Genomic DNA, 22008 nt, shown 5'->3' on the forward strand with positions numbered 1-22008 from the left:
TCTCTCATGTTCGCCTTTCTTTTTACTGATTTTATGCTAATTCAGCACGTAATTTTTTCGTAACATCAACCATCACTTTTAATGCCGCAATTGTTTCTGGCCAACCGCGTGTTTTCAAACCACAGTCTGGGTTTACCCATAAACGTTCTTTCGGCACCACTTGTAATGCTTTGCGAAGAAGATGTTCAATTTCTTCTGCTGCAGGCACGCGTGGACTGTGAATATCATATACACCTGGGCCAATATCATTCGGGTATTTGAAATCACCAAATGCGGTGAGTAATTCCATGTCAGAACGCGAGGTTTCGATAGTAATGACATCGGCATCTAAGGCTGCAATAGCCGGTAGAATGTCGTTAAATTCGGAATAACACATGTGCGTGTGAATTTGGGTATCATCTTGGCAACCCATTGAGCTTAAACGGAAGGCTTCGCCCGCCCATTTCAAATAAGCATCCCAATCTGCACGTTTTAATGGTAAACCTTCACGAATAGCTGGCTCATCAATTTGAATCACTTTGATGCCAGCTTTTTCTAAATCTAATACTTCATCAGAAAGTGCAACAGCAATTTGTTTACAAACGGTTTCACGAGGAATATCGTTACGCACAAAAGACCATTGTAAGATCGTGACTGGCCCCGTCAGCATGCCTTTCATCACTTTATTGGTAAGGCTTTGGGCATATTGCGACCAACGTACCGTCATTGGTTCTGGACGAGTAACATCACCGTAAATCACAGGCGGTTTCACGCAACGTGAACCGTAACTTTGTACCCAGCCAAATTTAGTGAAAGCAAAACCATCAAGTAGTTCGCCGAAGTATTCCACCATATCGTTACGTTCTGCTTCGCCATGTACCAATACATCTAAGTCTAATTTTTCTTGCTCACGTACAACAAATTCAATTTCTTTTTTCATTGCTGCTTCGTAATCCGCTAAGCTGAGTTCGCCTTTTTTGAAGGCTGCACGTGCATGACGAATTGCTGTCGTTTGTGGGAAAGAACCAATGTTTGTAGTTGGCAGAAGTGGCAGATTTAACCACGCATTTTGTAATTTAATGCGTTCCGCAAATGGTGATTTACGTTGGTCGGCATTTTTCGGTAAGTTTGCTAATCGTTCTGCGACACAAGTGCGGTGAATTTCACGTGAGTTTTTACGTGCATCCGCAGCAGCTTGAGAAGCCGCTAATTCAGCTTGAACCGCTTCACGGCCTTGCTCTAGTGCAGTCTTAATAACGCGTAATTCTTGAATTTTTTGTAACGTGAAAGCCAACCATTGATAAAGCTCAGGCTTATTGGCTTGTAGCTGTGTTTCGACTTCTAAATCATAAGGTGTATGAAGGAGAGAGCAGCTTGGCGCAATCCATAAACGATCACCTAATTTCGCTTTTAATGGCTCAACTACATCTAACACTTGATTTAAGTTTGCACGCCAAATATTACGGCCATCAATGATGCCGACAGATAAGATTTTGTCGTAATCCGCAAAGGCAACAAGTTGTTCAGGTGCACGAACTAAGTCGATATGTAAACCTGTAACAGGCAAGGCTTTTAACAAATCAGCATGTTCTGCTACAGAGCCGAAATAAGTCGCAAGCAATAATTTCGCTTTCACTTGTTCAGCAAAAGTGGCGTAAATCGCTTTATAAGCGGCAATCCATTCAGCCGGTAAATCTAAGGTGAGAGCGGGTTCATCAATTTGAATATATTCTACGCCTTCTGCAGCTAACGCATTTAAAATTTCAACATAAACTGGCACGAGTTTTGCTAATAAATCAAAGCGATTAAATGCAGCGCCTTTTTCTTTTCCTAACCAAAGGAAGGTGAGTGGCCCAACGATTGTTGGTTTAACTTGGTACCCAAGCGCTTTAGCTTCACGGATTTGTGTCACATAATGTGCTGGGTTTGCTTTAAATTGTGTCTCTTTATGGAATTCTGGTACAAGATAGTGATAGTTGGTATCGAACCATTTTGTCATTTCAATCGCAAATTGGGTTTTATTACCGCGCGCTAATTGGAAATATTGATCGAGTGTTAAGTTTTGGCTATCGAAACCAAAGCGAGCAGGAATTGCACCTGTTGCCACTTGTAAATCTAAAATATGATCATAAAGCGTGAAATCAGCCACTGCAACAAAATCGGCATTTGCCTTGGCTTGGTGTTGCCAGTTTAGTTCACGTAATCTTTTTGCAATATCTAATAAATCCGCTTCCACAATTTCGCCACGCCAGTAACGCTCTTGAGCAAATTTAAGTTCACGCTTTGCGCCTACACGCGGAAATCCAGCCAAATGAAATGTTGTCATAATTAATCCTTCTATTGTTTTATTGGTTTAGACGTCTAAACGTCTGTTCGTTTATAGAATGCAACAGAAAAGAAAATTATACAACTTCATAATTTTCAGCTTTTAAATGAATTAAATTAATAAATAAAAAGACCGCACTTTAAGATTTCTAAAAAGTGCGGTCTTTTTTGTATGAGGTTTTATAGTGTTATAAGGCGGTAACGAAAGTAATCAAACCAAGTATGACACCAGGCGCATTTGCTAATGAAATAGGCAGATCGCGTTTTTCTTTTAGCAAGCCATAAGCCACCCATAAACTACAGTTAATCATCGTGGCAAAAGGTTGTAACCAGCCACCTTTTTGACCAGATAAATTTAGACCAATTTGTTGCAAGTAAGAAACATACATACAAACTGAAGTAAATGTTGCGACATAGCCTAAAATGGTAATAAAACGTTGGTTTGTCATTTGCCCTCCTAATGTTTAACAAAATAATTCTAAATTAGATTATTAACTAAAAATTGATAATATATGTATATTTTACAGTATATTTAATTAAAAGTCAATGAATGGGAGGTTGTATAAAGATTATTTCATTTTAGTTAAGGATAAAATGCGTTTTGAGGAGAGTATGAAGAGAATTGGGTGAAACAAGACAAAAAAATAACCGCACTTTTAAAGTGCGGCTACATATGAGATTCTGAACAGTGTAGTTGAGATTATTCAACACCAACCATTACAGAAGTTGCTTTGATAATCGCATATGCTTCTTTACCAACTGCTAAACCTAATTCTTTTACTGCATCGATAGAGATAGTAGAAGAAATTACGTTACCGTTACCGATATCAATGTGTACGATTGCGTTCACAGAACCGGTTTCGATTGATTTTACAGTACCTTTAAGTTGGTTTCTTGCACTAATTTTCATCAAGTATTTCCTTATGTTTGAGTTAAAAAAGAACGTACATTATAACGATAAATGCTTTAAATGAAAATACTACTTAAGAGGTGCTAAGCCTTTCAAGATTTGCTCGGCATTTTCTTTGCTTAACGCATAACCATAATATTTTTTATAGAAAGCTTGTGTTTTCTCTACCATGTTTAAATCTTTAAATTGCTCAGGATGGAAAAGTTGAGCCGCCCAAAGAATTTGTAAGGCTTCTTCTGCACTATAGCGATCCCATGGGAACGTGCCAGTTGGGTTGGCATAAATACGATTATTTTTGACCGCACTTATTGATTGCCATGCTGGGTCAGCTTTAATTTTTTCGATTGCTGCTTGCGCTTTATTACCGCTGCTGCCGATAATAATGACATCAGGATTCGCTTGAATAATGCTTTCTACTGTCACGGTCACCATATTGGCTTCATCAGGTAAGACACTTTTACCGCCAGCTAATTTAATCCATTCACCAATCATCGATTTTCCGCCGTCAATCATCAATAAGTCTGAGCCTTTAGTGATATGTAACACCGTTGGGCGTTGTTCATCTTTTAAGCCTTTAAGACGACTTTCCACAAATTGAATGTTGCCTTCTAATTCTTTGATATAGTTTTCTGCGATTTCAGGGGCTTCATCACCTAACACTTCAGCCGTGATACGTACGGTTTTCTTCAAACCATCAAAATCTTGGAAACTCACTCGTACGCCTTTTAAGCCTGCTTGTTCCACTTCAGTTAACATGGATTTTTTCGAGAGCAATACTGCATCTGGTTTATGACTTAACAGTTCTTCCGTTTGAATGGTTTCACCGTTGGTTAATACCGGTACATTTTTGATATTTGGATATACTTCGCTATACCAAGGATTGGCTGCGATAGATGTGGTCGTGCCAACCAGTTTATTGGCACCGCCTAATAGTAAGACAATTTGGTTATTCGCATGCCAAAGATCAGCGACGCGTTGAACGTTGTCCGGTAATTCAATTTTATTACCTTCAACATCCGTCACGATTTTTGCTTGCAAAGGCAGAGCAAAACAAGCTGCTAGGGAGAGGGCAATTAAGCCTTTTTTCAGAGAGTGTTTTAACATATGAATGTCCTTCTAGTGGGGTTATAAATGGGTAATCGCACAGATTTGTCGTTGTAGTGCAGGTACATCAACTAAGCGCAAATCGGTTTGATAAAGTGCTTTCAAGTTGGCTTCGGTAATGATTTCCGGTGCCAAACCTGTTTGTAATTTGCCGTGCTCGTTTAAGATGCTTACACGGCTATGGGACAGTGCGCTATGTAACAACATGGGATGATCGGGATTGTGTGTTGTCATGATAATGGTAAAGCCTTGCAGTGAGAGCTCTTTTATTAGGCTTAAGGTTTTAAACACATTGCCGTAATCTAATGCCGAAGTAGGTTCATCAAATAAAATCAGTTGCGGTTGTTGTACCAAAATACGCGCAAGATTGACCAGTTGCTTTTCACCGCCACTCATTTGCATATAAATTCGGTCTGCAAAATGACTGATGCCAAGTTTATTTAAAGCCTCATCAACTAATGCAAAATCAGCTTCACTTGGCTTATCAAAAACACCTAAATGCGCCGCGCGACCGAGTACTACATAATCACGCACGCGATATTGATAGGTTTGTGGGCTGTGTTGCGAGACATAAGCAATTTTCTGAGCAATTTGCTTACTGTTCATTTCGCTTAATTTGCAATTATCTAGCAAAATCTGACCGCTCTTTGGTTTCAAAAGCCCCGCGATACAGTTTAATAACGTTGATTTACCACGACCATTTGCACCAAGAATAGTCAGCAATTCGCCTTTTTTTAAGGTTAGATCAATACCATTGAGTAGCGAATGTTCAACATTGTGCCAGTAATACAGATTATCAATTTTCAGCATTAGTCCACCACCTTTTGTTTAATCAGAACCCAAGCAAAAAATGGCGCACCGATAAAGCCGGTGAGAATGCCGAGCGGAATTTCTTGAATGTATAAATTGCGGGCGAGAGTGTCGATAACGAGTAAAAAAATCGCACCGATAAGTCCGGCTAGCGGTAAACTTTTGACATTGTTATCACCAATGAAAAGCCGCGCTAAATGCGGAATCACTAAACCAAGCCAACCAATTGTCCCGCTTAAGCAAACCGATGAAGCCGTCAGCAACGTGGCACAAACTACCATTAAACCTCGTTCTAATCGGATATTGGCTCCGATTAATTTAGCCTCACGATCACCTAATGAAAGCACATTGATACGCCAACGCATTAAAAATAAGCCAAGGGTAGTGAGCAAAATGATAGGAGAAAGGATAAGCAAGTTGTCGTAGTTAGATTTGGTTAGGCTACCTAATTGCCAGTAAACGATATCAGCCAGCTGAGTTTCAGGATCAGCAAGATATTTCAATAGGCCTAATGTCGCCATCATAAAGCCCGAAACAATAATGCCAGAAAGCACTAAAACAATGGTGGAGTCGCGCTGAATTAGACGCGGTAAATTCATGGTGAGCAAGACGGCAATCAAACCACCAACAAAGGCAAAGGCTTGAATGCCCAGCATCCCCGAACCGATTAAAATCGCCAATGCAGCACCAACACAAGCGCCATTAGATACCCCTAAAATATCAGGTGAAACCAATGGATTACGGAAAATACCTTGATACACAACACCCGCAATAGCTAATGAAGCACCCACAAGTATAGCTGCAATTACACGAGGCAAACGAAGATTAAAAATGATGTTGTTTTGCACATCATTGGCGTTACTGCCAATAAGACTTTGTACCACATTCTCAAGTGGAATCGCAAAACGTCCCCAAGAGAGTGAAAATAAAACCAACCCGATAAGGAGACAAAGTAAAAGAGGAAAAGTAAGAGAAGATTTGTTCATATAACTCAAAATTCGCTGTTTTTGTAAGTATATAGCGATTGTATTTTTTTGTATATAGCGAAATTTGAGTAAAAAAATAACCGCACTTTATCGCGCGGTTACGTTATTTTATAAGCATTTAGCCGGTTTTGGCAGACCAGCCAGTTTAGTTGCTTGTTTAGCTGGTCCGTCAGGGAAGAGTCGTTGCAAATGGCGGCTATTGCCTTTATCGGCGCCTAATTTTTCTGACATTGCTTTTACCAGCATTCTAATCGCAGGGGAGGTGTTATATTCTTGATAGAAATCACGCACAAAATAAATCACTTCCCAGTGAGCTTCGGTCAGTTCTACATCTTCTAGCTGAGCAATGTGTTTTGCTACATCCTCATTCCAATCAGCAATATTAAGTAAATAGCCAAAGGCGTCGGTTTCGATTTGTTTTCCTTGTACGGTAATCATATTAATTCACTTCTTTAAAGCTGATCATTTCGTTATCAGAGTAGTCAGACGTATCTTCATCATCAAATTTCATTGGTTCGATGCGTTCTTCATCAAATGCGGTATCCCCTTCAATGCCATCAAGCGATTGGCCATGTTTAATGCCTTTGAAATCGAAGAGTTTTGGGTCACATAAGTGTGACAACGTAATGTTTTGCATCGCACTAAACATGGTTTCTAAGCGTCCAGGATATTGACGATCCCAGGTATTCAGCATTTCTTTCACTACTTGACGTTGTAAATTAGGTTGAGAACCACATAAATTACAAGGGATAATTGGGAATTCTTTGGCTACGGCATACTTTTCAATATCTTTTTCTTTACAATAAGCCAATGGACGAATCACAATTTGCTTGCCGTCATCTGAAATTAATTTCGGTGGCATCGATTTTAGTTTCCCACCGTAGAACATATTCAGAAACAGGGTAGCCAACATATCATCACGATGGTGCCCAAGTGCAATTTTTGTTGCACCAAGTTCGGTTGCTGTACGGTATAAAATACCACGACGTAGGCGAGAGCAGAGAGAACACGTTGTTTTACCTTCTGGAATTTTCTCTTTTACAATACCATAAGTATTTTCTTCAACGATTTTATAATCCACACCAATACTTTGCAGATATTCAGGTAAAACATGCTCGGGAAAACCTGGTTGCTTTTGGTCTAAATTAACTGCAACGATATCAAATTTAATCGGTGCGCTTTGTTGTAAATTTAATAAAATATCGAGAAGCGTATAGCTGTCTTTGCCACCAGAAAGACAAACCATCACTTTATCACCATCTTCAATCATACCGAAATCAGCAATTGCATTACCTACATTACGGCGAAGACGTTTTTGTAGCTTATTGAAATTATAAGTCTGTTTTTTATCTTGGTTTTGTTCTGTCATATTGATTAACTTATAGCTAATAAAAAAGCCCTGAATAACTTCAGAGCTTATAAATTCTGTGGTGCCTAGGGTCGGACTCGAACCGACACGGTTATTCACCGGCGGATTTTGAATCCGCTGCGTCTACCAATTTCGCCACCCAGGCATTTGGGTTGTTCTGAATTATACGTTTATCTTACTTCGTTGCAAGTAAAATTTCATTAAAAACGTGTGGTTGTTTTAAATTTCATCAACTTGTATTCAAAGATGAAAGGGAAGTTTAAAATATTTGATACGTTGTCACAAACAATGGGTAAAATAAAAGCTTAGTATTTCTACTAAGCTTTATGATTATCTAATTAAGCGGTTTGACCAGCAAGGTTACCTAAATCTTTATCGATTAAGAATAAGCCTTTGCCATCTTCGCCAAGAAGATTTAATTTGTCTAAAATACCGCTGAATAATTTCTCTTCTTCGTGTTGTTCTGCAACATACCATTGTAAGAAATTGAATGCAGAGTAGTCTTTTTCTTCAAAAGTTTTACCCACTAATTCATTAATTTTACTTGTGATCAATTTTTCGTGTTCATAAGTTAATTCAATGATTTCTTTTAATGATTTGTACTCATGCGCAGGCGCTTCAATTGCAGTGATTACCGCTAATGCACCAGTTTCGTTTAAATAAGTGAATAATTTACGCATGTGTTGCATTTCTTCTGCAGCGTGTTCTGATAAGAATTTAGCTGCACCTTCAAAACCATTTTGTTCGCACCATGCACTCATTTGTAAGTAAAGGTTTGAAGAGTAGAACTCAAGGTTCATTTGATCATTTAATAATTTGATTACGTTTGCTGATAACATTTTGTATTCTCCTTCTAAAATTATAATGTTGCTAAATCACGATCGATAAAGTAAAGCGAACGACCATCTTCACCCAGCAAGTTAAATTTATCAATAATGCTATTGAATAATTTTTCTTCTTCGTGTTGTTCTGCAACATACCACTGTAAGAAGTTAAAAGTAGAATAGTCTTTGTTTGCAAAAGTCACTTCAACTAATTCGTTAATTTTAGAAGTAACGAGTTTTTCATGTTCAAGTGTAGTTTCAAATACTTCTTTAAGTGATTTGTAGTCATTTTTAGGTGCATCAATTTTACCTAAAAGTGGCATACCGCTTGTTTCACTCACATATTTGAATAATTTTTGCATGTGTTCTAATTCTTCATCAGCATGACGAAGTAAGAATGCTGCAGCACCTTCGTAACCGTGCTTGCTACACCAAGAACTCATTTGTAAATAAACATTAGAAGAGTAGAACTCTAAATTGATTTGTTCATTTAACTTATCTGCGATTGCTTTATTAAGCATAACCAACTCCTTTCCTTATTAAGTAGAGATTAAAAATAAAAACAAGACTGCTTAACTTGTCATCGGTGTGCATTCTAACCTCGCAAATGAGAATAATCAAGCATTTTTTTAAAATTATTTTTATAAACTACTAATAATAAAAGAAAAATCAATGTTAATTATTCTCATTTATGTGATATGTGTAAAATAAATTCTCATTATCAGATCAAAAATGATGAAATCTGGTGAATTGATGTACGCAATTGTATTCAGAATTCACGTAGCGTTATCTCAAAAATTCATTCTAATTTAATTATTCCATCTCAAAGACATTCTTTTATTTCTTTTATATCCATAATCAAAAATCACCTTATTTTGACCTATGCATGAAAGTAGGATAGTTATCCGTTTTGATTTGTGACGTATTCACATATTTAATTTAACATAATATACATTATGCGAAATCAATTACAAGGTTAGTGAAAGCTACGTATTAATAAAATCACAAAGTTATGCACAGGTTGCAAATACCACTTAAGCGATGCAGAATCTAGCCTTACAACACCCTACAATAAGATTAAATAATGATTTATACACTCTAAAGTTGTTATGTAAGGAAAAAATAAAGAAGTTTATATGTGTCAAAATAATGGCAACGCTACGTGAATTCTGCGTTATTTTATGAGGTGAATATCATCAGATTTAAAAAAGAAAAACGTAAATCTCATGGATAAGATTTACGTTTTTGATGATTGGCATTTGTGTGACTATGTCACGATGTGTATAAGGTTAAGATAACAGTTTTGTTCCGTATTCATAAACCTGTTGTAGTAAATTCAGTTTGGTTGGATTATCCGAATATTCCTCCGCTAACCGTTGTAGACTTTCCTCAAATTTAACCGCACTTTGTTCTAATTTACGTTGGCGATATTTTTGCCATTTGATTTGTTCTGCACGATTTAGAGTTTTGTAGAAATGTCTTGCTCGATAATGGAATAACAGTTCAGGAATTCGTTTATCTTCAAATGCTAAACCATGCTCAGCTAATTTTTCAGGCGGTAAATCGCGTAAAATAGCCATATTGTTTTTATCGGCATTGCTAAAGAAACCGTTATAAAGTTCAGTTTCTACATTATCACTTGGCTCAAATTTGCGCTCTTCTGAGAAGATTTCAATAACTTTCTCGCGTATATCTAAGGATTGACGTAATTTTGCTAAATTATCTAAGCATTGTTGTCTGTCTATCCCTAAACGAGCTGCATTTTCTGGCAGTAATGTTTTTGCAGGCGCCAAAATTGGGCATTTATTAATATGAACCAATTTTAATGGAACTGATGAAACTCCCCTTTCTTCTAGCTCACTTTTCTTGGTATATAAATCTTGGCGTAAATCAACCGCACTTTTACTGAGTAAATTATCAATATCACCTGATAAATCACAGACGATTACGGCATTTTGATTAGTTGGATGCCATGCTAATGGTGCTACCCAAGCACAATTGCCGCGATAATTGCCTAGCATGCCCGAAACGTGCACTAATGGTGTCATTTCAGCGGTGTCGATCAGTTTCTCAATTTCCTTTTTACCTCTATGTTCAAAGAAGAATTGAAATAATTTAGGCTGCTTTTCTTTGATTAATTTAGCCATGGCGATGGTTGCATACACATCCGCCATCGCATCATGGGCATTTTCATGCTCAATACCATTTGCTTTGGTTAGTTTTTCTAAGCGAAAGCTTGGCATACCATCATCGTCATAAGCCCAATTTATCCCTTCTGGACGCAGTGCATAGCAAGCTCGGACCAAATCCAGTAAATCCCAACGAGAATTACCATTTTTCCAGCTATATTCATAGGGATCAATGAAGTTACGGTAAAAGGTATAACGAGTCATTTCATCGTCATAACGAATATTGTTGTAGCCCATCACACAAGTATTAGGTTGTGAAAACTCAGCTAGAATTTTTGCGGCAAATTCAGGTTCAGGAATCCCCTTTTCATTACACTCTTGTGGTGTAATTCCTGTGACCATTACGGCTTCCGGGGCTGGCAAATAATCATTGGTTTGCTTGCAATACAACATAACAGGCTCGCCAATAATATTAAAATCTGCATCGGTACGAATACCGGCAAATTGAGCTGGACGATCACTTGCCGGATTGATACCAAAACTTTCGTAATCGTAGATAAAAAAACTAAAATCGTTTGCCATAATTAAGCCAAAATTTTATCTAAATAATATAAACAGAAAATTGCTGAAAGACTGATAAGTACGCCAAACCAGTTTATTTTGCTGATTTTTTCTTTAAAGAAAAATGCGCCGGTGATGGTACCTAAACAAATGACACCAATGTTCATTCCCGCAAAAACTAAGGTTGGATTTTGTCCGAAACTTTGGTGCGCTTTAATGTAAAACAGGATGTTGAAGAAATTCAATACACCTAAAATAATTCCACCAATAAAGCTTGGCACAGTCCATTGAGTGCGTTTTAGGAATAAATACAGGAACATGACACAAGCGGCTAATGAGAAAGCGATGAATAATGTGGTTGGGAATGCTCCCCCGCTTTTGGCTACTTGTTTGAATAAGATATCAATGGTGCCATAACCAAACCAAACACCGATTAAGCCTAAAATACCTTTAAAAGTGACCGCACTTTGCTCATTCGATTTATTCAAGATACAGAATAAACCAATGAATGCCAAAATAATGCCAACAACTTTTGGCTGACTTAATGTTTCATGGAAGATAATAAAAGAGGCAACAATCGGTAGAAATAACGATAAGCGTTGTGCTGCATCTGAACGCACAATACCCGCAAATTCAACGGCTTTAGACATAATGATAAATACGGTTGGTAATAAAATACCTAATGCTAGGAAGATAGGTGTGCTATCACTTTGTGCCAAATATTCGGTAAATTCTAATCCTTTAAAATCAGGCTTGAGTAAGAAATAGCTTAATGAAATGGCGACGATATAGTTAAACGCAATGGCTTGTTCAATAATGATATTTTTCTTGCGAGCAACTTTAAGTAACACCGATACGGCAACACTACATAGAATGGCAAAAATAAGATTGTGCATAATTCGTCCTAAATTCTCATAAAAATAACAATGAAAAAAGCGGCCAATGCTTTGACCGCTTTAAAAAACTACTCTGTTGCGCCAAAGCCACGCAAACCAACCACATGAACTTGTTCTTGGTTGCCGGCAATTTTACGCACCAGTTTATAGGTTGTCCCTTTTTCAGGGCTGATATTCTCTGGCGCGGCGATAAGTAATTGCATATCCAAACGTTCGCAAAGTTCGAACAAGGTGGAAATGGATTTACCATCCAAACGCGCCGCTTCATCCAAGAATAGCAAACGACATGGTACGATATCTTTTCCGCGAATACGGCGGCTTTCCTCTTCCCAGCTTTGTACAACCATTAATAGGATTGACATACCCGTACCGATCGCTTCACCTGTCGATAATGCGCCACTTTCAGCACGTAACCAGCCATCTGCACCACGGAAAACTTCAACTTCTAACTCGAGGTAATTACGATAATCTAATAATTCTTCACCGATAGTTTGTGCTGTGCGTTGGCCCATATCAATATGCGGGTTAATGCGTTGATAAAGTTTCGCAATGGCTTCAGAGAAAGTAATACGATTATCGCTGAATAAATCTTGATATTCTTCCTGTTTACCAGATAGCGCATCAAGCAACATCGCATGTGTATCACGAATATTGACCACTAAACGTACCGATTTCACCTGACCGAATGCAATATTTTGTAGACCTTGGTTCAACATGCGAATACGGTTCTGTTCACGTTGAATGGTTTTACGCATAATATTCGCCACACTTTCAGAACTGATCGCCAATTTTTTCTCACGGCCAGTCAATTCTTCTGTTAAGCGATTAAGCTCAATTTCCATTTGCTCAATTGCATCAATCGGATCATCTGTTTTTATAATATCCTGACGAATACGTTCACGAAGATGTTGATACACGGCAATAAAGAAGCGAACTTTATTTTCCGGTTTACGGCTGTCTTCAGAAATACGCAATGCATCGCGGAGATATTCATTATCTGCCACCGCAGTACGTAGCGCACCTAAGGCTTTATCCGACATTGAACGTAGTTCATCAGCAGATAAATAAGCTAATTCACGGCGATTGAGTCGTTTTTCCACATCGGAATTACGAGATAAACGGAGAACCACGCACCAGCTGACTTTCGCAGCTACAACCAATTCACGTTGAGTTTTATAATCACGTTCTGCTTTACGAATACGTTTATTTAAGTTATCCGCTTCACTTTCAATGAGTGTTAATTGTTTTTCGACATAAGAACGACGTTGACGGATGGTTGAAAGCTGTTGATACAACTCATCACGGCGATTTCTTGCACGTTCCTCTGCTCCTTCATCAGCACGTACGCCCAATTCACTAATCTCAGCAATTAATTCTTTCAACAATTGATTTTTACTGTCGTAAGAACTTTGCAATTGAATAAATACTTGATTGTATTGTGCAAATTGGCTTTGTTTTTGACGTAATTGTTCACGTTGAGCATCACGTTGCGCCTGCAATTGCTCCAAACGTTGACGAAGTTGCTCATTAAGCTCTGAGGTTTCAGCTTGACCCGCATCTTCATAGCTAAAGTGATTTTTACGTTGTACTACATCCGCTAAAGCAAATACACGTTGCTGTACTTGTTTTTGACGTTCAACCGCTTGGGTTAAATCAGCTTTTAAACGTTCATAGTTTTCTGGATCACTTTGTAAGGTATTGGCAATCGGTTCTAATTGTGACAACGCAACGCCATGTTGACGAATGAAGCTTTCATCTTGTTCCGCAATATCTAATTGTTCACGGCATTCTTCAATGCGATCAAGTAATTCTTCATCAGCAAGTAAGTTAAGCTGCGGCATTAACTTATTCAACAATTGCATTTTTTCTTTGGCATTATCCAATTTAATGCGAATTTGTTGCTCAGTACTTGAGAATTGATTGAGTTCGCGATCAATTTCATTGCGTTCTTGATTGATTTCCGCCATCACCTCTTCAGGGTTTGGTTGGAACGCAAGCGCTAAATGTAAGCCAACAAATTGACTAAAGTGTTCGTGTAAACGTTGACATTTTTGTACATCAAAGGCGATTTGTGCGTATTCTTCCGCAATCTCATCACGTTTAGCTTGTAATTCTTCTAAATGTTTTTCACGTGCAGCACGGCCGAATAATGGAATTTGCGGGAATTTTGAATAACGCAATTCACGATCAGACACTTGCACCACAACGCCCATTTCAAGTTCTTGGGCTGAAAGTACGCTGTCATCAAAGGCATTTGGGTCACCTTCGATTAAATATAAATCGTCTGGACAATCTTCTAAATTAGCTAATTGTTCACGTACCGTGTTGAGATCACGCACAACAATAGCATGACGAGCTGGACCATAAAGTGCCGAGAAATAAGGTGCATCTTCAATTGGTACATCATCATATAATTCAGAAAGCAATACCCCACCAAAACGTTCTGCAAGCACATTTAAGCGAGCATCTTCAGAACCATCTGGTTGGCTTAGACGAGAAATTTGCTCGTCTAATTGTTGACGTTGTTTTTCTAAATTGTCACGTTGAATAGTCAGTTCACGTTCTTTCACCAATTGTGATTGCATAAAATGCATCACATCTTGGTTATGTTCAAAGGTTTCACCACTTTGCTCTTGTAAGCGTTCTAAAGCGGCTTGAGCAGTCAACCAAGCAGGTGCTTTACGAGCATTTTCTTCGTAAAGTGCGGTCAAACTTTCACGTTTTTGACGCAAGGTTGAACGGTTTTCTACTTGCTCAGCAAGTTCTTCATTCAAGCTTTCAATGAGTTCTTCTTGTTCTGCGTGGTATGCTTCAAGTTCATCAGCGGTTTCTAAAGATAAATCAGCACGTTGATTAAAATCAGCCAATAATTTAACCGCACTTTGTTGTTGAGCATAGCGCTGCTCTAACTCATGTAATTTTGCGCGTAATTGAGGAGTTTGTTGCGCTTGAATTTTTTGTGTTGGATATTCACGCAATAATTCTTTAGCACTTTCCCAAGCACTTGAACGTGGCACATCACCGGCAATTTTGCAAACTAACTGATAGGCCTTATCAAATTGTGATTTTGCCGCTTCAGAAATAGACATCTTATGCTCTAACTCAAGCACTTGCTCGGTAAGACTTTCTGCATGGGCAGCAAATTCCGCTTGGTAGTCTTCCGCATTTTTCACGCTTAAATCCGCTAAACCACATAAGGTTTTCGCTTTTTCAAGTGCGGCAATCGCTTGTTGATATTGCAATGCACGGGTTTGTTGAGCATCTAATGCTTGTTGGTAGTCCGCAAGTTGCGCACGTACTTGGTCAATTTCAAGTTCCGTTTGCTCAAATTGTGCTTGGCTTTCTTCAAGCTGTTCGGTTGCGGTTTCCACAACCATTTTTTGTTCTTCTAATTTTTCTGTAAGCTCAGCTACGTCTTCTTGATAGCGCGATACTTTTTCTTGATGACGTAACGCATTTAATACCAAGTTCAAGTGGTCTGCCGCACTTTGGTGATCGACTTCTAAAGTACGTTCATTTTCTGCCAATTCTGCAGCTTCACGGCTTAAATCAATTAGTCGATGTTGTGATAACGCTTGCTCAGCTTTTGCTTTATACCAATCACGACGGAAACCCAAAGCCGCTTCGATATTACCGCGGCGTTCATTGGCATTACGCATATAATCTGATGCCACATAATTAGTGGTTTCGGTGATTAAATGTTTGAATAAATCACGGTCAGATTGGGTGACTTTAATTGCTTCAAGGGTCATACGGTTTTCACGTAACGCACTTTCCATATCTTGGAAGGCTTTGCGCACACCAAGGTTTTCTGGCAATAAGTAATCACGTAAAGAACGAGTAATAGCACTGGAAATACCGCCGTATAAAGACGCTTCGATTAATTTATAGAATTTGCTACGATCAGAGGCACTACGTAAGCGTTTTGGAATAATACCCAAATCAAACATCATGCCGTGATAATCGGTGATGGAATGATATTGCTTAAATTGCGCACCAAGATTTTCAATTTTGTCTTTTAATTCATTTAAATTGAGTACACGTGCTTGACGCTCACCGACTGTTTCGGTGAAAAGTGCGGTCGGATTTAAGGATAATTCTACACCTTGAATCGAGAACGTTTTTAAATCGACTTTCTTATCACGACCTGCGATTTGTTGCAGACGCACACCTACGAGAATTCGTTGGTGACGGGAATTGATGGTATCCAATACTGCATAACACACACCTGGACGTAATTTACCGTGTAAGCCTTTATCACGAGAGCCGCCTGTCGAGCCGGCTTCTGTGGTATTACGGAAATGTAATAAGGTTAAGTCTGGAATCAACGCTGTCACAAAACCAGCCATGGTTGTGGATTTACCAGCACCGTTACCGCCGGAAAGTGTTGTCACCAATTCATCCAAATCAAAGGTGCGGGCAAAGAAACCATTCCAGTTAATTAAGGTGAGTGAACGGAATTTACCACGTTCTACCCCATTATGTTGGTTTAATACAGGAGCAATAAATTCTTCTTCAACCTGTTCGGTTGATTGCTCAGGTTCGTCTTGATAGATTTCGTTTTTAAGTTCTAATACATCAGACATTATTCTTGTTCTCCTGCATCATCAAATTCTTCATCAATTTCGACCGCACTTTCTTCATCATCGAGGTCATCAGCATGACTTGCCGCTTTTGCTTGTTTTTCCAATTCAAGAGATTGCGGTGTGGCTGCTTCCCCATCACGAATTAAGCGAGCTTGTGCTTCTAACGGGTCATCACCAGAACGGACTTCAGCCCCAAAACGGAAAACTGATTCTGAAATAGTAAATTTACCGCTATGCTGTTCGCCCACAGTATGAATCATGCCTAAACGGCGTAAACGACCGATCGCCGCACGTACTTTTTCAGATAATTTTTGCTTATCTAAATCTGAACCGCTGGAACGTTGATTGACGGCTTTCAATAATTTGCCTTCGTCCGCCAAGTTGAGTAATTCATCATAAACCTCTTGCGTACTGAAGATACCTTGCTGTGCCAAACGTTCTGGACTTAAATATAAATAGCAAAGTACCTTACCTACTAACATTTCTAATTCGGAAAGCACTGAACGGGCAATTAAGGTCGTGGCTTTCGGACGCAAATAGAAAAAACCTTCTGGAGCTCGGATTAATTCCACGTTGTAACGGCGGTAAAAGCCATCTAACTCATTTTGGAAATCCATCAAAAAAGCATGATTATCTAATTGATCTGTGCTGATATGGCGACCTGAGCGCAATAAACTGTCCACTGTAGGAAAAATAGGATTAGCAATGGCATTTGCTAATTTCGGGGAAATTACATCTTGAATATCTGTCATGGTTAATTTCTCATTTTATGAATTCATTTTTGGGTAAGCCACGAAATTAATATTTATCAATTACATGCGCTTGCACTTCTGCGCCGTAATCGTTAATTTCCTGCCATTGCGGATAAAGACCGGCTAAATCATCATTTGCCATACCTAAACGCACTGCTTGATCCACAATAATACGCGCCACATCAAAATGACGGGAAAGTGGATAAGCCTCTAATTGTTCTTTTAAGACCAAACTTAAATCGATTGGACGATTGTTTTCACGGTATTGAATTAATAAGCCTTGCATATGTTCGACGATTTGATCATGTAAATCAGCCAAAGACTCATATTGCAATTCTTCAGGTAACTCACCCAATGCATCATCTTCACGTAATGCCATTTCTTCATCACGCAGATCGACCAAACGTTCCGCTTGAGCAGTCCACAAGAACCAAGGATGATCGAAATAGCTGTGGATAGAATTACGCAAGCGTTGTGAGAATACACGGTTTTTATCCATATCAATGGCGGTACGGATAAATTTATGCACGTGACGGTCATAACCAATCCATAAATCGATGGCTTGTTGTCCCCAGCTAATAATGCGGTCAAGCTTGGATTGTAAATCAGTAATTAATTGTTCAATAAAATACAGCTCATCATGACCAATTACACAATCTTGAATACGTAATAATTGAGCCTGTAACTTATCACCTGCGGCATTTAAAGTATCTTGTAACTCACGTAAATTGCCTGAGGTTTCATCTAATAAACGTTCACAGCTGGAAATTGCTGCCTGCCAATCTTTGGTAAGTAAATTCGCAATTTCTTCTTTAATGCTTTGCTGATTTTCATCCATCACACGTTGTGATAAATCAATACTATCGAAAATTTCTGCCACAGAATATTTTAACGGAGCAAAAACATTCCGACGCCAAAAGTGCTCACTCTCCCCTTTTGTTGCACCTTCTTCTGCTGCATCGGATGCACGCTGAATTTCATCAGCCACAATAGAGAGCTGTACAGAAAGACGCAATGCAGAAAATTCACGCTGACGAATATAATAATCTGATACGCCTACACCTAGTGGGGTGAGACGATAAATGGAAAGTCCTTCAGTAAATTCACTGCTGAAACGATTAAGAAAACGCTGTTTCACCAATTCATTGATAGCATTATTGGCACGAGTGGCAATCGCATCCGTTGATTGGTCAAAAGCATTGGCTGTATGGCGGAAAATATCCACTAAATCAGCTTCTAGCATTTCACCGTCCAAACGTTCGTTGTTATAGATGGCGATTGCCAATAAAAACACCAAACGCTCTGTTGGCAGATTTAACGAAAATTCCCGCTCTTTCGCCCATGAGACGAGTTCAGGAATGGTTTGTGAAGTTTCGATCATTCGGTTACAAAAGCTTAAAATTGAACAAAAAATTTTTGAGATTATACAGGATTTTTTCTCAATCTTGAAAATCTTCTTGCAAATTGACCGCACTTTTTAAATTTAAAATATCCTTAACTTAAATAAGGAAATATATTTTCTAATAATCGAACAATATTCAGACAAAATTTACAATTCTTTACAAAATAACCATACTCATTTGCTTTTCTATACAAAAAAACCTATCTATAATCGTTGCCTAGGTACGCAATCGTTTACTGAATAGAGAGAAATGACATTTGCAATCTCTAATAAGACATTACAAATCATATAGTTAATCCATTCTTCAAGGCGTCCTATTATAGTATTTATGTATATTTACACTGCTCTAATGAAATTCTTTTATCACATTTATGTAATTAAAGAAGAAACTCAAGCGAGGACATTATGAAAAATTTTAAATTTAATGCTATCACGGCATTAATTATTGGGGTGAATGTTGCTGTAGCGAATGCTGCTGATGGAAACATTCTGAATATCACGACACAAGACGCTGTTAATGCAAACAAAACAATAGAAGCGACTAACGTTAAAGGTCCTGGACATACAGCTATTGGTCAGCAAAACCAAATCTATTCTATTTCTGCTGCTGAAGCTGAAGAAAGCCAGGGTTCAAGTTCTGCCATCGGTAATCAAAATGTGGTAAAAGGTGAACAAGCAAATGCGATTGGTGATGGGAATGATGCATATGGTCATTTTACCCAAAGTGTTGGTGATAATAACAAAGTTTATGCCGATCATTCTCTTGGATATGGTGCACATAATAAAGTAGGTGCTCAGCGTGCAATCGGCACTCCAGAAAAAGATGTTGTTGTGGATAAAAACACAAATAAAGCAAGCGTATTTGGTTTAAATAATGAAGTCGTTGGCAAAAACGTTTTTGTTGCTGGTAATGATAATAAAATTACAGACACATCAACTTCAAATGCAACTGTAATTGGCTTCGGTGCAACTGCAAGCTCAGCTAATGCAACTGCAATTGGTACTGCTGCTAGTGCATTAGCAAACGAAACTGTTGCAATTGGTCAAGCAGCAAAAGCAAGTGGTCAAAATAGTAATGCTTATGGTTCACAAGCGAATGCTAGTGGTACAAGCTCATTGGCTGTAGGTACTGGTTCTGTAGCCTCTGGCGATTCAGCTGTAGCGATTGGTAACGATTCAACTGTTACAGGTGGCTCTGCTGTTGCTATTGGTGCATCAGCAACATCTACAGGTAAATGGTCTACTGCACTAGGCGATTCAGCTAATGCTAAAGGCGAAAAAAGCGTAGCCTTATCGAAAGACTCTTATGCAAAAGATGATAACTCTGTTGCCTTAGGCTCTGGCACTATTACTCGTTCAGCAACACAAGAAAATACTGCAACAGTTAACGGTATTACATACAGTGGTTTTGCAGGTAACACGCCTGTAGCTGTTGTTTCTGTTGGTTCAGACAAAACTGAAACTTACACGCCACCAGATCACTCAACTCCAGGTCGTACAGTAACCATTACGCCACATACACGCCAAATTATTAACGTAGGTGCAGGTGAGATTTCTGCTACTTCTACTGATGCAATCAACGGTTCTCAACTTTATATGGTTGCTGACCAAGTAGGCAAAAATAAAACGCGTATTGATAATATTCGTCAACGTACATCTGACGTAAAAGTAAAAGCTGGCGATAACATTGATGTAAAAGAAGTTTACGATGATGCTAACCAAGTCAAAACTTATACTGTTAGTACCAAAAAAGACATCAAAGCAAATTCTTATACCATTAATAATTCCAATATCAAAATTGATCAAAATGGAATTAATGCAGGTAACAAAAAAGTTATCAACGTCGCAAATGGTGAAAATGATAACGATGCGGTTAATGTTTCACAATTAAATAAAGTGAAAAATGATGTGGCTAACAATACTAAAAATATTGCTACCAACACTCAAAACATCGCTAACAATGCTAAAGCAATTAATACTTTAAATAAGAAAGTTAATGATGTTGACCGTAAATCTCGCGCAGGCATTGCAGGCGTTGCAGCTATCGCTTCTGCTCCATCTGCACGTAAAGATGGCAAGAGCATGGTATCAACCGGCGTAGCTCATCACCGCGGTGAAAGTGCAATTGCAATTAAAGCATCTCGTAACTCTGATAATGGTCACTGGTCAACCAACGTGAACGGTGCTGCAGATACTCGCGGTCAATTTACTGTGGGTGCGGGTGTCGGTTACGAATGGTAATCTGGCTTAAACTTTAAAACAAAGAGCCACAAAATCGTGGCTCTTTTTTATACGCTAAAATAATGAAAAATTTGACCGCACTTATTGCAATATATATCGCCAAACAAATGCACTGACCAAAATAATCAACATGATAATAATTTGTATTAAACGTTTTTTGGTTAATTTTTCTGCTGCCATACCTATTTACTCGTAGATAACTTCTTAAATTGACTATTTAGTGGTAGAATAATTGCGTTAGATCAATTTTACACTATATTTATCGATTTGAGGAACTAATGAAGAATTTCGTTTCAGAAACCAAATCAGGGCGCAGAGTTCAATCTGGTGGTTGTGCGATTCACTGCCAAGATTGCAGCATTAGTCAACTTTGTATTCCTTTCACATTGAACGAACATGAGCTCGATCAGCTTGATAACATCATCGAGCGTAAAAAACCCATCCAAAAATCTCAAGTCCTTTTTAAAGCCGGTGACACACTGAATTCCATTTATGCGATTCGCTCCGGTACCATCAAAACTTATACCATTAGTGAAGCCGGTGAAGAACAAATTACCTCTTTCCACTTGCCTGGCGATTTAGTGGGCTTTGATGCGATTACTAATATGCAACATCCAAGTTTTGCACAAGCTTTGGAAACCGCCATGGTGTGTGAAATTCCATTTGATATCTTAGATGACTTATCTGGAAAAATGCCTAAGCTTCGTCAGCAAATTATGCGTTTAATGAGTAGTGAAATCAAAAGTGATCAAGAAATGATTTTATTACTGTCTAAAATGAATGCTGAAGAACGTTTAGCGGCATTTATTCACAATCTATCAAAACGTTATTCTGCTCGTGGTTTCTCTGCGAAAGAATTCCGCTTAACCATGACCCGTAGCGATATCGGTAACTATCTTGGTTTAACTGTTGAAACCATCAGTCGTTTACTTGGCCGTTTCCAAAAACTGGGTGTACTCTCTGTTCAAGGTAAATATATTACGATTAATGATATTAATGCCTTGATTGATTTAACCGGTGTACATAAAACCAAAATCCAATTAGCAGAATAAATTAAAAGCGTGAGTCTTCACGCTTTTTTAACATTTGAAACAAAAAAACTTGCACGAGATCACTTTTTTGATAATCGGTTCT

At 38.4% G+C, this 22008-nt stretch carries 17 protein-coding genes and 1 tRNA gene; 2 read left to right on the forward strand and 16 right to left on the reverse strand.

Annotation, left to right across the window (positions count from 1 at the left end; translation table 11 throughout):
* Positions 1-31: 31 nt before the first annotated feature.
* The 16 genes from metE to mukF all read right to left on the reverse strand — a co-directional run bounded on the left by metE (position 32) and on the right by mukF (position 18612).
* Positions 32-2305 (reverse strand): 5-methyltetrahydropteroyltriglutamate--homocysteine S-methyltransferase, encoded by a 2274-nt coding sequence (gene metE / locus O3746_RS01865; protein ID WP_290989501.1) that lies wholly within the window; start codon positions 2303-2305, stop codon positions 32-34.
* Between the two features lie 187 nt (positions 2306-2492).
* The gene (locus O3746_RS01870; protein ID WP_005699501.1) at positions 2493-2753 is read right to left on the reverse strand and encodes a SemiSWEET family transporter; all 261 of its coding nucleotides are present in this window, start codon (positions 2751-2753) and stop codon (positions 2493-2495) included.
* A gap of 251 nt (positions 2754-3004) precedes the next feature.
* Complete coding sequence (locus tag O3746_RS01875) at positions 3005-3214, reverse strand: molybdopterin-binding protein (protein WP_007525241.1); 210 nt, start codon at positions 3212-3214, stop codon at positions 3005-3007.
* 69 nt (positions 3215-3283) lie between these two features.
* Positions 3284-4318, reverse strand: a complete 1035-nt coding sequence (locus O3746_RS01880; RefSeq protein WP_371447667.1) for an ABC transporter substrate-binding protein — start codon at positions 4316-4318, stop codon at positions 3284-3286.
* 21 nt (positions 4319-4339) lie between these two features.
* Positions 4340-5128, reverse strand: coding sequence for an ABC transporter ATP-binding protein (locus tag O3746_RS01885; RefSeq protein ID WP_371447668.1), 789 nt, complete (start codon positions 5126-5128; stop codon positions 4340-4342).
* A complete protein-coding gene (locus O3746_RS01890; RefSeq protein WP_371447669.1) occupies positions 5128-6114 on the reverse strand; it encodes a FecCD family ABC transporter permease in 987 nt (328 codons plus the stop codon). The genes O3746_RS01885 and O3746_RS01890 overlap by 1 nt, the downstream gene beginning before the upstream one ends.
* Positions 6115-6222: 108 nt before the next feature.
* Complete coding sequence (locus O3746_RS01895) at positions 6223-6552, reverse strand: TusE/DsrC/DsvC family sulfur relay protein (RefSeq protein ID WP_049376407.1); 330 nt, start codon at positions 6550-6552, stop codon at positions 6223-6225.
* A gap of 1 nt (position 6553) precedes the next feature.
* A complete protein-coding gene (ttcA, locus tag O3746_RS01900; RefSeq protein WP_070592095.1) occupies positions 6554-7483 on the reverse strand; it encodes a tRNA 2-thiocytidine(32) synthetase TtcA in 930 nt (309 codons plus the stop codon).
* A 59-nt stretch (positions 7484-7542) separates the two neighbouring features.
* Positions 7543-7628: transfer RNA gene (locus O3746_RS01905), tRNA-Leu, on the reverse strand.
* Positions 7629-7821: 193 nt separating this feature from the next.
* Entirely contained in the window at positions 7822-8322 is a 501-nt protein-coding gene (gene ftnA / locus O3746_RS01910) for a non-heme ferritin (protein ID WP_070714008.1), read from the reverse strand.
* A gap of 20 nt (positions 8323-8342) precedes the next feature.
* Entirely contained in the window at positions 8343-8828 is a 486-nt protein-coding gene (gene ftnA, locus O3746_RS01915) for a non-heme ferritin (protein WP_014065387.1), read from the reverse strand.
* A gap of 768 nt (positions 8829-9596) precedes the next feature.
* Positions 9597-11018, reverse strand: coding sequence for an exodeoxyribonuclease I (sbcB, locus tag O3746_RS01920; RefSeq protein ID WP_302131096.1), 1422 nt, complete (start codon positions 11016-11018; stop codon positions 9597-9599).
* Positions 11019-11020: 2 nt separating this feature from the next.
* The gene (locus O3746_RS01925; RefSeq protein ID WP_371447670.1) at positions 11021-11893 is read right to left on the reverse strand and encodes an EamA/RhaT family transporter; all 873 of its coding nucleotides are present in this window, start codon (positions 11891-11893) and stop codon (positions 11021-11023) included.
* A gap of 68 nt (positions 11894-11961) precedes the next feature.
* A complete protein-coding gene (gene mukB, locus O3746_RS01930; protein WP_371447671.1) occupies positions 11962-16479 on the reverse strand; it encodes a chromosome partition protein MukB in 4518 nt (1505 codons plus the stop codon).
* On the reverse strand, positions 16479-17231 hold the full coding sequence (gene mukE, locus O3746_RS01935; RefSeq protein ID WP_118816905.1) for a chromosome partition protein MukE: 753 nt from the start codon (positions 17229-17231) through the stop codon (positions 16479-16481). The genes mukB and mukE overlap by 1 nt, the downstream gene beginning before the upstream one ends.
* 46 nt (positions 17232-17277) lie before the next feature.
* Positions 17278-18612: a chromosome partition protein MukF gene (gene mukF, locus O3746_RS01940; protein ID WP_371447672.1), complete on the reverse strand. Its 1335-nt coding sequence runs from the start codon at positions 18610-18612 to the stop codon at positions 17278-17280.
* Between the two features lie 426 nt (positions 18613-19038).
* Between mukF and O3746_RS01945 the strand changes: the two genes are divergently transcribed.
* Both O3746_RS01945 and O3746_RS01950 read left to right on the forward strand, forming a co-directional pair.
* A complete protein-coding gene (locus tag O3746_RS01945; RefSeq protein WP_302131176.1) occupies positions 19039-20874 on the forward strand; it encodes a YadA-like family protein in 1836 nt (611 codons plus the stop codon).
* 278 nt (positions 20875-21152) lie between these two features.
* Positions 21153-21926, forward strand: coding sequence for an FNR family transcription factor (locus O3746_RS01950; RefSeq protein WP_014065394.1), 774 nt, complete (start codon positions 21153-21155; stop codon positions 21924-21926).
* Positions 21927-22008 lie beyond the last annotated feature (82 nt).

It is taken from the genome of Haemophilus sp. 27098_8_127 (assembly GCF_041433495.1).
In the GTDB taxonomy this organism is placed as follows: domain Bacteria; phylum Pseudomonadota; class Gammaproteobacteria; order Enterobacterales; family Pasteurellaceae; genus Haemophilus_D.

Excerpts from the sequence above, each read along its gene's own strand:
- ftnA (WP_070714008.1), bottom strand. The coding sequence starts at position 8,322 with ATGTTATCAGCAAACGTAATCAAATTATTAAATGATCAAATGAACCTT.
- sbcB (WP_302131096.1), bottom strand. The coding sequence starts at position 11,018 with ATGGCAAACGATTTTAGTTTTTTTATCTACGATTACGAAAGTTTTGGT.
- mukF (WP_371447672.1), bottom strand. The coding sequence starts at position 18,612 with ATGATCGAAACTTCACAAACCATTCCTGAACTCGTCTCATGGGCGAAA.
- O3746_RS01945 (WP_302131176.1), top strand. The coding sequence starts at position 19,039 with ATGAAAAATTTTAAATTTAATGCTATCACGGCATTAATTATTGGGGTG.
- ttcA (WP_070592095.1), bottom strand. The coding sequence starts at position 7,483 with ATGACAGAACAAAACCAAGATAAAAAACAGACTTATAATTTCAATAAG.
- ftnA (WP_014065387.1), bottom strand. The coding sequence starts at position 8,828 with ATGCTTAATAAAGCAATCGCAGATAAGTTAAATGAACAAATCAATTTA.
- O3746_RS01875 (WP_007525241.1), bottom strand. The coding sequence starts at position 3,214 with ATGAAAATTAGTGCAAGAAACCAACTTAAAGGTACTGTAAAATCAATC.
- mukB (WP_371447671.1), bottom strand. The coding sequence starts at position 16,479 with ATGTCTGATGTATTAGAACTTAAAAACGAAATCTATCAAGACGAACCT.
- O3746_RS01870 (WP_005699501.1), bottom strand. The coding sequence starts at position 2,753 with ATGACAAACCAACGTTTTATTACCATTTTAGGCTATGTCGCAACATTT.
- O3746_RS01880 (WP_371447667.1), bottom strand. The coding sequence starts at position 4,318 with ATGTTAAAACACTCTCTGAAAAAAGGCTTAATTGCCCTCTCCCTAGCA.
- O3746_RS01950 (WP_014065394.1), top strand. The coding sequence starts at position 21,153 with ATGAAGAATTTCGTTTCAGAAACCAAATCAGGGCGCAGAGTTCAATCT.
- metE (WP_290989501.1), bottom strand. The coding sequence starts at position 2,305 with ATGACAACATTTCATTTGGCTGGATTTCCGCGTGTAGGCGCAAAGCGT.
- O3746_RS01885 (WP_371447668.1), bottom strand. The coding sequence starts at position 5,128 with ATGCTGAAAATTGATAATCTGTATTACTGGCACAATGTTGAACATTCG.
- O3746_RS01895 (WP_049376407.1), bottom strand. The coding sequence starts at position 6,552 with ATGATTACCGTACAAGGAAAACAAATCGAAACCGACGCCTTTGGCTAT.
- O3746_RS01925 (WP_371447670.1), bottom strand. The coding sequence starts at position 11,893 with ATGCACAATCTTATTTTTGCCATTCTATGTAGTGTTGCCGTATCGGTG.
- mukE (WP_118816905.1), bottom strand. The coding sequence starts at position 17,231 with ATGACAGATATTCAAGATGTAATTTCCCCGAAATTAGCAAATGCCATT.
- O3746_RS01890 (WP_371447669.1), bottom strand. The coding sequence starts at position 6,114 with ATGAACAAATCTTCTCTTACTTTTCCTCTTTTACTTTGTCTCCTTATC.